At 69.2% G+C, this 14,966-nt stretch carries 10 protein-coding genes; 5 read left to right on the plus strand and 5 right to left on the minus strand.

Translation table 11 applies throughout. The features are described 5' to 3' along the window. Positions 1-9: 9 nt before the first annotated feature. Together BS329_RS14265 and BS329_RS14270 are read left to right on the plus strand one after the other, a co-directional pair. Positions 10-1,224: a cytochrome P450 gene (locus tag BS329_RS14265; protein WP_076161085.1), complete on the plus strand. Its 1,215-nt coding sequence runs from the start codon at positions 10-12 to the stop codon at positions 1,222-1,224. A gap of 419 nt (positions 1,225-1,643) precedes the next feature. Further along, entirely contained in the window at positions 1,644-7,979 is a 6,336-nt protein-coding gene (locus BS329_RS14270) for a beta-ketoacyl synthase N-terminal-like domain-containing protein (RefSeq protein WP_076160624.1), read from the plus strand. 3 nt (positions 7,980-7,982) lie between these two features. Here the strand turns inward: BS329_RS14270 and BS329_RS44545 are convergent, their stop codons facing one another. From BS329_RS44545 to BS329_RS14305, 5 genes are all read right to left on the minus strand, one after another. Next, positions 7,983-8,207: a hypothetical protein gene (locus BS329_RS44545; protein ID WP_076160627.1), complete on the minus strand. Its 225-nt coding sequence runs from the start codon at positions 8,205-8,207 to the stop codon at positions 7,983-7,985. Further along, positions 8,207-9,526 (minus strand): nucleotidyl cyclase domain-containing protein, encoded by a 1,320-nt coding sequence (locus BS329_RS43855; RefSeq protein WP_167480012.1) that lies wholly within the window; start codon positions 9,524-9,526, stop codon positions 8,207-8,209. Before BS329_RS43855 ends, BS329_RS44545 begins: the two co-directional genes overlap by 1 nt. Positions 9,527-9,729: 203 nt before the next feature. Then, a complete protein-coding gene (locus BS329_RS14290) occupies positions 9,730-10,101 on the minus strand; it encodes a GntR family transcriptional regulator (protein WP_076160634.1) in 372 nt (123 codons plus the stop codon). Further along, positions 10,101-11,399 carry an alkaline phosphatase family protein gene (locus BS329_RS44550; protein ID WP_244197149.1) on the minus strand — a complete coding sequence of 433 codons (1,299 nt, stop codon included), beginning with the start codon at positions 11,397-11,399 and terminating at the stop codon, positions 10,101-10,103. The genes BS329_RS14290 and BS329_RS44550 overlap by 1 nt, the downstream gene beginning before the upstream one ends. Before the next feature lie 187 nt (positions 11,400-11,586). Further along, on the minus strand, positions 11,587-11,871 hold the full coding sequence (locus tag BS329_RS14305) for a hypothetical protein (RefSeq protein WP_244197150.1): 285 nt from the start codon (positions 11,869-11,871) through the stop codon (positions 11,587-11,589). Positions 11,872-12,183: 312 nt separating this feature from the next. Between BS329_RS14305 and BS329_RS14310 the strand changes: the two genes are divergently transcribed. The 3 genes from BS329_RS14310 (at position 12,184) to BS329_RS14320 (ending at position 14,965) form a co-directional block, all read left to right on the plus strand. Further along, positions 12,184-12,873, plus strand: a complete 690-nt coding sequence (locus BS329_RS14310) for a Crp/Fnr family transcriptional regulator (protein WP_076160640.1) — start codon at positions 12,184-12,186, stop codon at positions 12,871-12,873. A 77-nt stretch (positions 12,874-12,950) separates the two neighbouring features. Continuing rightward, the gene (locus BS329_RS14315) at positions 12,951-13,148 is read left to right on the plus strand and encodes a hypothetical protein (RefSeq protein WP_208619211.1); all 198 of its coding nucleotides are present in this window, start codon (positions 12,951-12,953) and stop codon (positions 13,146-13,148) included. A 38-nt stretch (positions 13,149-13,186) separates the two neighbouring features. Next, on the plus strand, positions 13,187-14,965 hold the full coding sequence (locus BS329_RS14320) for an aKG-HExxH-type peptide beta-hydroxylase (protein ID WP_244197151.1): 1,779 nt from the start codon (positions 13,187-13,189) through the stop codon (positions 14,963-14,965). The last annotated feature ends 1 nt before the right edge of the window (position 14,966 follow it).

Below are 14,966 nucleotides of genomic sequence, written 5' to 3' on the forward strand. Positions count from 1 at the left end.
GGCGACCCGATGACCCAGACCGTTCCCGTCCCGCAGGGCCTCCCCATGCAGCGCGACGCGGGTCCTTTCGATCCGCCCCGCGAGATCACCCGGCTGCGTGAAGCGCGCCCGGTGAGTCCCATGGTCTTCCCCGACGGTCACGAGGGCTGGCTCGTCACCGGCTACGACGAGGTCCGGCAGATGATGGCCGACACCCGGTTCAGCTCCCGCCAGGACATCGGCATCCTCCACCTGCCCTATGAGACCCCGGGGATGCCCGCCCCGACCGAACCGTCCCCGCCGATGCCGGGCATGTTCGTGGCCATGGACCCGCCGGACCACGGCCGGTTGCGCAAGCGGCTCACCGGCGCCTTCACCGTGAAGCGGATGAAGCAGCTCGAAGAGCACATCGTCGAGATCACCGAGCGCCAGCTGGACGCGATGGCCACCCTCGTCCCGCCGGTCGACCTGGTCAAGGAGTTCGCGCTGCCGGTGCCGTCGCTGGTGATCTGCGAACTGCTCGGTGTCCCTTACGAGGACCGGGAGAAGTTCCAGGCCAACTCCGCCCAGCTCATGGTCAGGGACCAGACGCTGGAAGAGAAGATGGCCGCGTTCATCGGGATGAACACGTTCCTCACCGAACTGGTCACGCGCAAACGCGAGACCCCCGGCGACGACATCCTGTCCGACCTGGGCCGCCACGACGACCTCACCATCGAGGAACTCGCGGGCGCCGCGTTCCTGCTGTTGCTCGCCGGCCACGAGACCACCGCGAACATGCTGGCGCTGGGCACTTTCGCGCTCCTGGAAAACCCGGAGCAACTGGCCGAGCTGCGTGCCGACGCGGAACTGCTCCCCGGCGCCGTCGAGGAACTCCTTCGCTACCTGTCCGTCGCCGACATCTTCTTCCGCTACGCCACGGAAGATCTCGAACTCGGCGGCGAAACGATCCCCGCCGGTTCGACCGTCATCGTGTCGCTGCTGGCCGCCAACCGCGACCCGCGGCGCTTCGAAGACCCCGACACCTTGGACATCCACCGCAACGCACGCGGTCTCCTGTCCTTCGGTCACGGCATCCACCAGTGCCTCGGGCAGCAGTTGTCCCGGATCGAGATGCGCGCCGGTTTCGAGGGGTTGCTGCGCCGCTTCCCGTCCCTCGAACTCGCCGTCCCCGCCGACGAGGTGAAGCTCAAGACCGACATGAACATTTACGGCGTCCACGCATTGCCGGTCACCTGGGCCTAGCATCGTGAGTGCCTCCTCGCGACTGGCCGTTGGCCATGTCGCGAAAGCCACTTTCGAGACGTCAGACGTCTCGAAAGTGGCTTTCGCGACACCCGGGCGCCTCTCGTGAGCAGCGAAAGCGGCCCTGACCACCTCGACCGAGCCGGTGGTTTCGCGTGACTGCCGGGACGACACGTGTGATCCGACGGACGACACGCGTGACGGGATGGACGACACGCGGACACAGCCGGCCCGCCGCGTGTCGTCCCTCTGGACACACGTGGCGTCCATCCCGTCACGCGAAACCGCCATCCGCGCCCCGCGGCAGGTACCTGAGACACCGTCGGCTCTGACCATTCCTGCCACGCACGAGCCTTGAGTCACCGAATACTGCACGATCGGGCAACCACCGTGACGCGGCGCGGCTATACCTTCGGACGATGACCGAGATTCGCGGCGGGCTGCTGCGGCCGTTGGTGACGTTGCTGAAGGAACAGGCGGGCGATCGGCCCGCGTTCACCGACGAGCGCCGGACCCTGACTTTCGGGGATTTGCTGGATTCGAGTGGCCGGTTGGCGACCGGGCTCGGAATCGCCCGCGGCGACCGGGTTCTGCTGCATCTGGGCGCCCGGGTGGAATTCACCGAATACTGTCTGGCGGTGTTGCGGGCGGGCGGAATCGGTGTTCCGGCGAGCGCGCGGTCGACGGTCACGGAATTGACGCGGATCGTGGATGACGCCGGTGCCGGTCTGCTGATCACGGAAGCCCGGCACGCGGCGACCGCACGCGAGGTTCAGGCGGAGCGGCCGCGGCTGCGGGTGGTGTTCATCGAGGACGAGCTTTCCGCGCAGGGCGAGCCAAGGGACGACCTCGACCTCGACGAACCCGCGTGGCTGCTGTATACCTCGGGCACCACCGGCCTCCCCAAAGGCGTGCTGACGACGCAACGGGCGCTCCTGTGGTCGTCGGCGGCCTGCTACGGCCCGATGTTCGGGATCTCCGGCGCCGACACCGTTCTTTGGCCGCTTCCGCTGCACCACGCGTACGCGATGTCGCAGGCCTTCGCCGGGACGATCGCGCTGGGCACGCATACGAGGATCGTCGACCGCGAGCTGCGGGGAGCGCTCACGGCGTATCCCGGCAGTGTCCTCGCCGGTACCCCGGCGACCTTCCTGAACCTGCGGCAGGAGATTCAGGGCCCACTCCCCGCGCCACGGCTGTGCCTGTCCGGAGGCGCGCCCTGCACGCCGTCGGCACGGGCCGCGGTCCGGGAACTGTTCGGTATCCCCGTCCTCGACGGCTACGGCAGTACCGAGACCACCGGCAAGATCGCCGCCCAGCTCCCCGGCGAAGACGGCCTGACTCCGTTGCCGGGCATGGAGATCCGCGTCGTCGACGGGCAGATCGAGGTACGGGGCCCCGGAGTGGCACCGGGCGTCGAGGGCGTGGACGGCTGGTACCGGACCGGCGACGCGGGCAGACTCGCCGAAGGACGGCTCACGGTCGACGGCCGGGTGGACGACGTCATCGTGTGCGGCGGCCAGAACGTGCATCCGACCGAGATCGAAGCGGTCATCGCCGAAATCCCGGAAGTGGGCGACGTCCTCGTGGCGGGAAGACCCGATGGGGTCCTCGGCTCGGTGCCGGTGGCGTTCCTCGTCCCCCGATCCGGCGAACTGGACCTCGACGAGGTACGCCGTCTGTGCCGCCGAAAGCTCTCCCCCTTCAAGGTTCCGGTCGCTTTTCACCGGGTCGAGCGGCTTCCCCGGACGCCGTCGGGAAAGGCGATGCGGGAAGCCTTGCGGATCCCCCGGCCGGACGACGTGGAAGCCCTCGTGCGCGACGAGATCGCCGAACTGTGCGACCTCGGCGAGGGATGGCGCGACCGGGCGTTCACCGAACTCGGCCTGACCTCGGTGGGCGGCGTGCACCTGCGGCACCGGCTGGCCGACGCGACCGGCCTCGACCTTCCCCAGTCGCTCGTCTACGACTTCCCGACCGCGGCGGCGGTCATCGGTGAGCTGGAACGGTTGCTGTCCGGGAAAACCCGGCCCGTCACGACGGCGACCACGCCCGCTCGCGCCGACGAACCGATCGCCATCGTCGCGACGGCGTGCCGGTTCCCCGGCGGCGTGACCTCGCCAGAGGACCTGTGGAACCTGGTGGCAGGCGGGGTCGACGCCACCGGCGACTTCCCGGCCGACCGGGGCTGGGACCTGGCCGCGCTGTACGACCCGGATCCCGACCGCATCGGCGGGTCCACCACCCGCCGCGGCGGTTTCCTGTACGACGCCGCGGACTTCGACCCCGCCCTGTTCGGCATGTCGCCGCGCGAGGCGTTGGCGACCGACCCGCAGCAGCGGCTGCTGCTGGAGACGTCGTGGGAGCTGTTCGAACGGGCCGGTCTCGACACCGCCACGGTGCGGGGCAGCGACACCGGCGTGTTCGTCGGGGTGATGCACGAGGACTACGCGAGCCGTTTCGAGGGGCATCGGCTGGAAGGACGGCTGGGCATCGGGTCGTCGCACGCCCTCGCGTCCGGCCGGATCTCCTACACCTTCGGCTTGACCGGTCCGGCGATCACGGTCGACACCGCGTGCTCCTCTTCGCTGGTCGCGTTGCACTGGGCCGTGCGCGCGCTGCGGGCCGGGGAGTGCTCGCTCGCCGTGGCCGGTGGCGCCACGGTGATGTCGACGCCGCGCACGTTCCTCGAATTCAGCCGCCAGCGCGGTCTCTCCCCGGACGGACGCTGCCGCTCCTACGCCGCGGGCGCGAACGGCACGGCCTGGGCCGAGGGCGCGGGTGTCGTGCTGGTGGAGCGACTGTCGGACGCTCGCCGGAACGGGCATCCGGTGCTGGCGCTGGTGAGCGGTTCGGCCGTCAACTCCGACGGGGCGTCGAACGGGCTGACCGCGCCGAGCGGCCGGGCGCAGCGCGCGGTGATCGAGTCCGCGCTGGCCGACGCCGGGCTTTCGGCGACGGACGTCGACGCCGTGGAAGGGCACGGCACCGCCACCCCGATCGGCGATCCGATCGAGGCGGAGGCGCTGATCGCCGCCTATTCCGGACGTGACCGGCCGCTGTGGCTCGGATCCGTGAAGGCCAACATCGGGCACACCCAGGCGGCGGCGGGACTGGCCGGGGTGATCAAGATGGTGGAAGCGCTGCGGCACGAGCAGTTGCCGCCGTCGGCAGGCGCGGACGATCCGAGTCCCCGCGTCGACTGGTCGGCCGGCGAGGTGGCCTTGCTCGCCGAAGCCCAGGAATGGCGGGCAGGAACGAAAACCCGGCACGCCGGGGTGTCCGCGTTCGGGATCGGCGGCACCAACGCGCACGTTCTCGTCTCGGAAGCACCACCGCCGATCGAATCCGGGCGCCCGGTGTCTCTCCCCGCGCCGTGGCTGCTGAGCGCCACCGGCGACAGCGCCCTGCGCGCGGTCGCCTCCGGGCTGCTGGCGACAGCGGGCGGCCGGGACGAAAGTGACGTCGCGTTCACCCTCGCCACCCGCACCGCGCTGGAGCACCGCGCGATGCTCCCGTCCGGCGACCTCGGCGCCCTGCGCGCCCTCGCCACCGGTGAACGCCGCGGCCGGACCGTGCGCGCACCGGCGACGGCGGCGTACCTGTTCAGCGGGCAGGGCGCGCAGCGCGCAGGCATGGGAAAAGAACTGTCGGCCGCTTTCCCCGTGTTCCGTAAGGCTTTCGACGCGGCTTGCCAGGCCTTGGGCGGCCAGGTCCGTGACGTCGCGTTCGACGGCGGCGAACTGCTGAACCGCACCGACCACGCGCAGTCCGCCTTGTTCGCGTTCGAGGTCGCGCTGGTCCGGCTGCTGGAATCCTGGGGTGTGCGGGCGGGTGCCGTCGCCGGGCATTCGATCGGGGAGATCGCCGCCGCGCACGTCGCCGGTGTGCTCTCCCTCGAAGACGCCGGGGTGCTGGTGGCCGCGCGTGGCCGTCTGATGGCCGCCCTGCCGCCGGGAGGCGTCATGATCGCGGTGAGGGCGGCCGAGGACGAGGTCGCGCCGCTGGTGGGGGAATTCGCCGACCAGGTGGCGATCGCCGCGGTCAACGGCCCTCGATCCCTTGTGCTGTCCGGAACCGAGAGCGTGACGGAGGCGATCGCGGCCCAGTGGCCGGGTTCGACCCGGTTGCGTGTCAGCCACGCGTTCCATTCGCCGCTGATCGATCCGATGCTCGCCGAATTCCGCGAGGTCGCCGCGAAGCTGACCTACCGGAGCCCGGAAAGCACCTTGATCTCCGGGCTGACCGGCCGCGCGATCACCGAAGTCGGCCCGGAGCACTGGGTGCGGCACGCCCGGGACACGGTCCGGTTCGCCGACGCGCTGAACACCGTGGCCGCGGCGGGAACCGGGATCTGCCTGGAGATCGGCCCGTCGGCCGTGCTCGGCAGGGCCGCCGGAGCGATACTCCCGGCAGTGTCCACTTTGGACACCACACGCGGGACGCTGGAGGCGGTCGGCGAGCTGCACACCGCGGGAGTGCCCGTCTCGTGGCGATCGGTGTTCGCCGACAGCGGCGCCCGGAGAGTCGGCCTGCCGACTTATCCCTTCCAGCGCGAGCGTTTCTGGCTCGACCCGCAACCACGCCGGAGCCCGGCGGGCGCCGGGCACGCGATGCTCGGGCCGGCGCTGGTCGCGCCCGACTCGCCCAGGATCGTGCACGGTGGCTCGGCCGGTGTGCGCACGCACGGGTGGCTCGCCGACCACGTCGTCGGCGGCGCGACCCTGTTCCCCGCGACCGCTTTCATCGAGATCGCCTTGCACGCGGGGAAACAGAGTCTGGCCGAGCTGACGATCGAGGCGCCGCTGCGGCTCGACCGGACCGAGGACGTCGCACTCCAGGTAGTCGTGGACGGGCCCCGGATCGACCTCTACGCCCAGGATTCCGGCGACTGGACACGGCACGCCACGGGCCGCCTGCGGCCATCCGACGTCTTCGCGCTGCCGTGGAAAGGCGAGTGGCCGCCGCCCGCCACCGAACCGGTCGATCTGAGCCGGGCCTACGCGGCCCGCGAATACGGTCCCGCCTTCCGCGCCGTGACGGGCTTGTGGCGGGACGGTGACGAGCTGTTCGCCGACGTCGTACTTCCCGAGGGTGTCGACGGTCGCTTCGAGCTGCACCCCGTACTGCTCGACGCGGCCGTGCACACCGTGGCGCTGGCCGAACCGCCGGACGCGGAGACACGTGTTCCGTTCCTCTGGGGTGGCGTCCACGTGTTCGCCCCGGCCGCGCGCCGAGCCCGAGTCCACTGTGTACGGACGGGTCCCGGCGAAGTCCGCGTCGAACTCTACGACCCCACCGGAGTGCCGCTCGCGCTCGTGGAATCCCTGCTGACCCGGCCTTTGCCCGCCGGGAGCATGATGCTGTACCGCCCGCGATGGATTCCCGTACCGGCGGCGCGCGCCGACGATGTCCGGATCGTCGACGCCCGGGACGAAGACGTCCGGACCGTGCTCACCGGATTGCAGGACACGCTCCCGCGCGGAGAACGCACTGTCGTGGTCACCCGCGACGCGACCGATCCGGCGGCAGCAGCGATCTTCGGGCTCGGAACCGCCGCTTCGACCGAATACCGTGGCCTGGTCACCGTGGTCGAAGCCGGTACCGAAGTGCCCATGGAGAAGGTGCGCGAACTCGTCGGCGGCAACCCCGAACCGCAGCTGGCGATCCGGGACGGCATGCCGCACGCGCTGCGGATCACCCGGACCACTCCCGCGTCCACCCGGCCGATCGATCCGGCGGGCACCGTGCTGATCACCGGCGCGCTCGGCGGGGCACTGGCGCGGCATCTCGTGTCCGCGCACGGTGTCCGGCACCTGCTGCTCGTCAGCCGCCGCGGCCCGGCCGCACCCGGCGCGGAAGAACTCCTTCAGCTACCCGCCGACGTGCGGATCGCCGCGGGCGACATCGCCGATCCCGGCTTCGTCCGGCGTCTGGTCGACACCTGCGACCCGCCGCTGACCGCCGTGGTGCACGCCGCCGCTGTCGTCGCCGACGCCGCGCTGACCGCGCAGACGACCGCCGGGCTCGACACCGTGTTCCGCCCGAAGGCCGACGCCGCCCGGGTCCTGCACGAGGCCACCCGGCGTCTTCCGCTGTCGGCATTCGTGCTCTTTTCTTCACTGGCAGGCACTTTCGGCAATGCCGGGCAAGCGAACTACGCCGCCGCCAACCGCTACCTCGACGCGCTGGCCGTCCGACGGCGGGCCGAGGGTCTGCCCGCGACGTCGATCGCGTGGGGCCTCTGGGACCTGGAAATCGGGCTCGGCTCCCGGATTCCCGACGCGGCAAGGCATCGCATCCAGGCCTCTGGCGTGGCCGCACTGACCCTGGAGCAGGGACTCGCCCTGTTCGACGCCGCGATCGGGCACGCCGAACCGGTCCTGATCGCCGCCCGGCTCGACCCCTCAGCTCTCGACCTGCCTCCGATCGCCGTCGAAATCAGTGGACGGGCACCGAGACCGGCGCCGCCGTCACCGGATCGGCGCTGGCCGGAACAGCCGTCGGACCAGGAACTGCGAGACCTGCTCCGCGTCGAACTCGCCGAGGTCCTCGGCCACCCGGACCCGGGCGCCATCCCGGAGGACAAGCCGTTCACCGACCTCGGACTGGACTCGCTGGCCGTCATTGACCTGCGTACCCGGCTCCGTGAGCTGACCGGACTGGAGCTGCCCGCGCGCGTCCTGTTCGATCACCCGACCGTCACCGAACTCGCCGGGCTTCTGCGCGACCCGGCCGGGCGAGTGTCTGACTGAGCGTCAGCGCGGTGAGGGCGACGGCGAGTCCGGTGAGCTGCCAGCCGGTGAGGGTCTGGCCGACGTCGGGGCGAGGCGGTCGATGCCGTGGAACCACAGCGGATAGGCCAGCGCCAGGTCGTGGACGAGGTCTTCGTGCTCCATCTGGAGAACGAGGCCCGGCTTCTGCCCGACCTGGATCCGGCGCGGCGGCGACCAGCGCAGCGGCAGGAGAGGAACTTCGACCATTACGATGAACGCCGCCAGACACCTCCGGTTTCGATGTATTCCTGCCCAGCGGCCAGGACCGACGAGGTACGGAGCAGTTGCCCTGACTCTCCCTTGATCTCCATTTCTCGGCCCTGTCCTTCATCCGTATACGAAAGCTTCACCATCCAGCCGCACGCGCAATCCTTGGCGACCGGATTGATGTCGAAGGTGACACTTTCGGTTGGAGCCAGCTCTACCACGGTGTCGGCAAAGTAGGAGGGCGACCCATTCACCGACTCCGCCGAATTCCTCACCCGCGGGTCAGTGCCGTCAAGGTCCACGGTGAGCGGGATACTCAGCCTGGCATCAATCCATCTGGAGCAGGCGAAAGCTGTTCCGGTCGCGGGTTTTGCCCGCTCCACGACCTGCACTTGCATACTGCGGATCACCACCGTCCGCTTGCCGAGTCCGATCAGCGTGAGCCGCACCGGTGTCCCGCTGGCGAACCATCCACCCCGGCTGACGACGGCACCTTCCAAATCCCGGCAACGCCTCGATCCGGGAATATCGTCCGGGGTGAGCAGGTCCGGGTGAACGGCTTGCGGATATCCCTCGAGCAGATAGTCCGCCTGAGCAGTGAACGGAACCTGGTAAGCGGGGCCGCCCTCGGGCGCCGAGGGTGCGGTAACCAAGACCGCTCCGACGACTGCGGCCACCACGACCACTGCGGTCACCGAGAAAAAAGTTCTTTTTCGGCGCCTGTTTAGGCTCTTTCGCCAGCTCAGGGAGTCGACGCCGGGGAACGCCACCCATGCCCGCGTACGAGTTTCTTTATTGGAGACCGATATCTGTCGGTAGATGCCTGGGTCGATATCCTCATAGCGATGGCGGACGACCTGCTCGAAAATCGTACCGGAAACGATCACGCCGAACTCGGCCTCAAGCAACCGCATCATTCGCCGGAAGGTTTTGCAACCTTCGAGACGGGACACGAGGTTCACGTCAGATCCCACCGAGCCCCACGGATCAGCATGCACAAGCCCGACATGAACAGCCACCCGCAAGGCGATCCGCTCCGCCGCAGGGCGATCTTTGTTCCGCTCATGCAGTCTACGAGCAAGATCGACCGTGAAGACACGCACTACCTGAAGCACCGACACGGTGGGCGGAATGACGACGAGTGCGCCGTCGCCTCGTTCATCAAGGGAGAAACCTGGTAGCGAACGGCCTGTTTCGCCCAAAATCTCTTCGAGAGTGGAGAAGAGCCATTCGCGCACCGTCAGCTGATGCGGATTACTCCCTGCGCCAAAGCCCGCGACGTCGACCATGACGACCGTTTTCTGCAGCGGCTCATCCACGGATCCCACCTGCCACCCGATCGAAATCTCCACCATGAATCAGGGCGGCGTATGACATCGGCCAAACCAAGACACCCACGTGGATGCTCAAAGTCTTATTCAAAACTACCGCTGTTCCTTCTCAACCTGGTCGCCCTCCCCGGGTGACGGCGAGGAGTTCGTACCAGTCCACCGACGGAAAGCGCAAGTCGGCGGGCGCCGGGTCAAGCTCTGTCCAGCGCGGCGGCGACAGCGGCCAGCGCGGCGCCACGGTCGACGCCGAGTTCACGGGCGGCGCGGGCGTACTCGTCCGCCGCGGCCCGCAGGAGGGCGGCCTTCCCGGGACGCTCGGCGGCATCGGCGACGACCGTGCCCTTGGCGCGGGCGGTACGCACCCAGCCGCCTTCTTCCAGCTCCCGGTACGCCCGGGCCACCGTGCCCGAAGCCAGCGCCAAATCCCTGGCGAGTTGCCGGATGGGCGGCAGCCGGGTACCCGGCGCCAGCGCGCCGGCGGTGATCAACCGGACGATCTGGTCCCGGACCTGCCGCCACGGCGCGACCCCGAGATCCGTGTCGACGACGACCTTGAGCGGCATCAGGCGGTTTCGGCCCGCGATCGGTGGGCGAGGTTGAACCAGCCGGCGAACCCGGCGACGACCAGGATCCACGAGGCCAGGTTCGTCACGTCCGGGATGGCCAGTGTCACGGTGGCGGCCAGGCCCAGCCCCGCGGCCACCCGCGCGCTGCGGACCCGCAACGCGCCGTCCGCCGCACTGTCCCCTGTGGACGGTCGGCGCACCGCGAGCAGGATGACCGGCCAGGTGACCGCCGAGACCGCGGCGGCGACCCCGAGCAACCCCCACCACTGATGGACCACGAGCCAGGCGGCCGCCGCCGCGACGATCGCCGCGTAGGTGACCAGACCCCAGACGGGAATGAGCCCGCGCACCCCACGCCGCTCCAGCCCGGCCTCACGGCGAGCGCTCTTTCGCGGCCGTTGGGCCAGCACCTCGGCGATCAGCGCGCCGATGAGCAACGTGGCGAGGAAGAACGACGTGGTGTCGCCGCGAATTCCGGTGAGATCGGCCAGCACCGGCAGCCCGAGGAAGAGCCAGGGATACCAGAACCGGCGGCGCCGCAGATAACGCACGGCTTCAGTGACATCGGACGGCGAAGGATCGTCGACGCCCCACCGGCGCAGCACCTTCTTGCCCTGCTTTTCGCCCGGCCACAGCAAGACCAGGATCACCAGCCCGATCAAACCCATGAACAGGGCCACGGCCACGATGTTGTCGAACGGCACGATCAGCCTCCCTTGTATCAAGTCCATGATACAAGCCAGGCCAGTGGTCGTGTCGCGAAAGCCACTTTCGAGACGTCTGATGTCCCGAAAGTGGCTTTCGCGACACCCTGGACGGCGGCCGAGGCGGAGTCCAGCGTGTAAGAGAAGTACTCCAGCTTCGGGAAGGCCTTGCCCGCGGAGTCCTTCACCTTCGACAGCGCTTTGGTGCCGACGGCGAGGAAGCCGCTGAAGTAGTCCAGCGAGTTGTCGCCGTAGTTGTCCCATTCCTGATAGGCCCGCCGCCTGGAGGCGCTCGGCGTAGGTCTTCCAGGTGTAGCCGGTGTGCCGCCAGGCGTCGTTGCCGATGGCGCGGGTCCTGCCGTCCGGTTCGAAGCCGAGTTCGCCGGTGAACAGGTACATCCGCTTCGGGTTGGTGGGTCCCGTTTCCGAGCAGTGGTAGGCGTCGCAGACGGTGAAGGCGTCGGCCAGCTCGTGGTAGAACCGCGTGTGATAGGTCAGCGACCGGACACCCTTGGCGCCGCACCAAGCGTCGTGACGGCCCTTGTTCCACGCCCGGTGGCCGCCGGACCAGCTGTGGTCGACGTCGGCCATGAACTGGTCGTCGATCGCGTAGGCAAGCGAGGTTCCCGCCGATCAGAAGGAAACATAGTCGCTTACTCGGTACCAGGGTTCCGCCGGTGGGCTGCATGATCGGAGCAACAAGACGCGACACCGCGGTGGGGGCCGCCCCCCTTGAGCGGCCCCCACCCGGTTCATCCGGCCGAAATCGGCCGGACGCCTATTTCCCGTTCCCGGAGCGCCGGGACAAGGCCGTCAGCGAGAGCGCCATGACGAGCGGCCAGATCACGGCCACCATCGAGGCTCCCCCGAAGGCGATCACCGTGACCGCGACCGCCGTCACGATCAGCCCGCCGACGGGCGACACGTAACAAAGACCCAACGGCCCCAAGAACAGGGCCCACAACAATGCCGCCTTCACGGACTTGGCAGGCGGACGGGGAACCGGGTACCGGCCGGGGCCGGTGACCTCGTGGTCGGCGCCCTGGTACCACCCGCCGGACATCAGCGGCGGGTGCGGCGCGAAAAAAGCCGGCCTTCGCCCGAACGCCTTGGGCGTCCGCAGATTTTCTCCGGCCGGCTCGTGGCGGTGATCCTTCGGCCGTCCCATGACACTTTCGGCACTGCGCATGACATCCTCCCCCGTCGCCGGGCCGAGGCCTGGTGAAGTCACCTCTCGCCTGGCACAATTACCGGTTGCGGTTCGAAACTTCCGGGTCGTTCTGCCCACTGACCATGCTGACGAGTCGGGGGAGTGACTGATGCGTCATATGGAACACAGCGCCGAGCCGATTCCCGTGAGCCCGACGGCGCCAGGATGACCGAGTACGGGATCTGGCGACGACTGACGCCCGCCGAGCAGTCCGCTCTCCGCGGCGCGGGCCATCTGAAGGTGTGGCGCCCCGGCCAGATTCTCGCCCTCCAGGGCAGCCCGCCCACGAGCATGTTCGTCGTCCTGCGCGGCTGGGTGAAGATCAGCGCCACCAACTATCGCGGCGAAGACGCCCCGCTCGCCGCCCGTGGCCCCGCGGAAATCGTGGGCGAAGTGGCGCCGATCAGCGGACTCCCCCGTTCCGCCACCATGTCGGCGATAGACGAGGTGCACACCCTCGTCGTGTCGCGGGAGAAGTTCCTCGGCGTGCTGCGCGACCGGCCGCGCATCGCCGAGGAGATCTTCCGGACCGCGGCGATCCGGCTGCAACAGTCGGATCGGCTGCGCCTCGAGTCCGGCGGGCCGGATTTCCCGCAACGCCTCGCGGCGGTGCTCCTGGAACTGGCCCTCCAGCACGCCCTCGACTGGACGGACGAGAAACAGGTCGTTCTCCATTTCAATCAAGGGGAGCTGGCCGGCTTCGCCCGTGTCTCCCGCAGCACGCTGATCCGCGGCCTCGAAGAACTCCGGCGGCTGGGCGTGGTGCGCACCGCGCGCCAGCGCGTCACCATCACCCGCCCTCGCGCACTCCGAGAATTGGCCGCCGGACGGCCGCCACCAGCAGAAGAGGCCTGAACAGCCGGGAAATCTCGGCTATCCTGGTCAAGGTTCAACTCTCGCAACCGTTTCACGGGGTGGAGGGAATCGGCACGATGAGTTCTTTCTCGGCAAGCACGGAACCGGACATCGAATCCACGTTGATCGATCTCGACGCGGTCTCGTTCACCGCGTTACGGGATCTGGACAGTGAAGCCTTCCGGCATTCGGCGCACCACGTCGTCGAACGCACCACCAACGTCCGCGCGCGCTACAGAAGCGCCGGCACCGGGGGCGGTGAACGGATCGACTGATGTCGCCACCAGCCGGGTCTCGCCCCGTGTTTCACCGCTTGTCGTGGCGAGACTTCGACGCACTCGCGCGCCTTGACGGCGACGAGGAGATGGCGCGCCGTCTGCGACGGGCCGAGCGGAGCCGGCGCAAACTGCTGATCCACGCGTTGCTGACCGAAGCCTCCAAGACCGACGACCACGTGGGTCCGCTGCCTCCACTGGATTCCGCGTGGGAACTCCTCGCACGTGCCGAAGCAAGAGCACCACGGGCCGTGAACCGGATCCTCACCAATCCGTACACCGGTAGCTGGGCGGGCTACACGACTCGCTTGATGCGCAACGGAATCGACGGCGTCGGTCCGTTGTGGATGCACCTCGGGCACGCGCACGCCATCGCGGCGGCCGCGGCGATCCGGGCCGAGCTGGACTTCGAAACCGCGATCCCGGCCTGGCAGGGCAACGCCATGCTCCCGTCCCTCGGGATGGCCGGATTTCCCCTTAGCGAACCGTTTTCTTCGGCCGTCGTCCGGGGCGTGAACGGCCGTTACTTCGTCTCGAACGGCGAAACGACGGTGCGCTTGCCGAGTGCGCCGGACGCCGACGCGCCCGGCTGGTGGGGAATCCGGCGGGTGCGGAGCCAGGTCGGCGTGCACCGGTTCTCGTTGTGGCTGGACGATCTCGATCCCTATCGCGGACTCTACGAGCCGGTTCCACCGGAACGACTGCCGGACAAGGATTTGGCGGATTGGCAACGGCTGATCGACGAGGCCTGTCGGCTGATCGCCGCGCATCTGCCCGGCCTGGCCCGGATCATGCCGGTGGGGCTGGCTTCACTCGTACCGAAACCGCAGGTGCTGTTCCGGAATCCGAGCGCCTCGACCGGGGAAGCGTTCGGAAGCGCGGTGGTCGGCCTTCCCGCCGACGGCACCTCCCTCGCCGATACCCTGATCCACGAGTTCCAGCACATCGTGCTCGGCGGTCTGCTGCACCTCGTCGAGCTGTACGAAACCGATCCACGGGAACGGATCTACGTGGCCTGGCGGGATGATCCGCGGCCGTTGAGCGGCGCTCTGCAAGGGGTCTACGCCTACTTCGGCGTCACGGCGTTCTGGCGTGCACTGCACCAGGCGGGCCGGAATTCCCGGCGCTCCGGCTTCGAATTCGCGTATTGGCGCGAGCAGACGTGGCGCACTCTCCAGGTCCTGCGCACGGACGCGACGCTGACCGTCGCCGGGCGACGATTCCTCGAAAACATCGCCGGACGCCTCGGCCCCTGGCGGGACGAGCCCGTGCCGTCGGAGTCGAGCGCGCTGGCCACGGCCGCCCGCCGGGATCACCTCGCGGGCTGGCGGGCCCGCCACCTGCGCCCGGACCCGTCCGTGGTCACGGAGCTGGTGGCCGCCTGGCTCGGCGGCAGACCGAGGCCACCCGCCACCCTCGACGCCACCGATCTTCCCCCGACGCCGGTACCGGACGGTAGCTGGTCCCACGCCCGGATGGACCTGATCCGGCTGGCGTCCGACGACACACCGGTGCCGCCCGGCGGACGGCCACCGGCGGTACCCGGTGCCACCGCCGCGGATTTCGCCTACACCGGCGGTGACTACCTCGAAGCCATCAAGGGCTATCGACAGGAACTGGCCACGGATCCGGACCGGCCTGCCTCACTGGTCGGGCTGGGCCTCGCACTTTCCGCGCGAGGCCCTCATCCCGCCGCCCGTGCCCTGCTGCGCTGCCCCGAACTCGTCCGTGCGGTCCACCGGCAGCTGAGAGCCGTCCCCCGGCCCCCGACCGTGGAACAGCTCGCTTCGTGGATAGGGCAACTCGTCCCGGGCTGAC

Origin of the sequence: Amycolatopsis coloradensis (assembly GCF_001953865.1) — a bacterium.
In the GTDB taxonomy this organism is placed as follows: domain Bacteria; phylum Actinomycetota; class Actinomycetes; order Mycobacteriales; family Pseudonocardiaceae; genus Amycolatopsis; species Amycolatopsis coloradensis.

Coding starts and splice junctions, on each gene's coding strand:
- BS329_RS14310 (WP_076160640.1), top strand. CDS start 12,184: ATGACCGAGTACGGGATCTGGCGACGACTGACGCCCGCCGAGCAGTCC.
- BS329_RS14315 (WP_208619211.1), top strand. CDS start 12,951: ATGAGTTCTTTCTCGGCAAGCACGGAACCGGACATCGAATCCACGTTG.
- BS329_RS44545 (WP_076160627.1), bottom strand. CDS start 8,207: ATGGTCGAAGTTCCTCTCCTGCCGCTGCGCTGGTCGCCGCCGCGCCGG.
- BS329_RS14265 (WP_076161085.1), top strand. CDS start 10: ATGACCCAGACCGTTCCCGTCCCGCAGGGCCTCCCCATGCAGCGCGAC.
- BS329_RS14305 (WP_244197150.1), bottom strand. CDS start 11,871: ATGTCCGGCGGGTGGTACCAGGGCGCCGACCACGAGGTCACCGGCCCC.
- BS329_RS14270 (WP_076160624.1), top strand. CDS start 1,644: ATGACCGAGATTCGCGGCGGGCTGCTGCGGCCGTTGGTGACGTTGCTG.
- BS329_RS44550 (WP_244197149.1), bottom strand. CDS start 11,399: ATGGCCGACGTCGACCACAGCTGGTCCGGCGGCCACCGGGCGTGGAAC.
- BS329_RS14290 (WP_076160634.1), bottom strand. CDS start 10,101: ATGCCGCTCAAGGTCGTCGTCGACACGGATCTCGGGGTCGCGCCGTGG.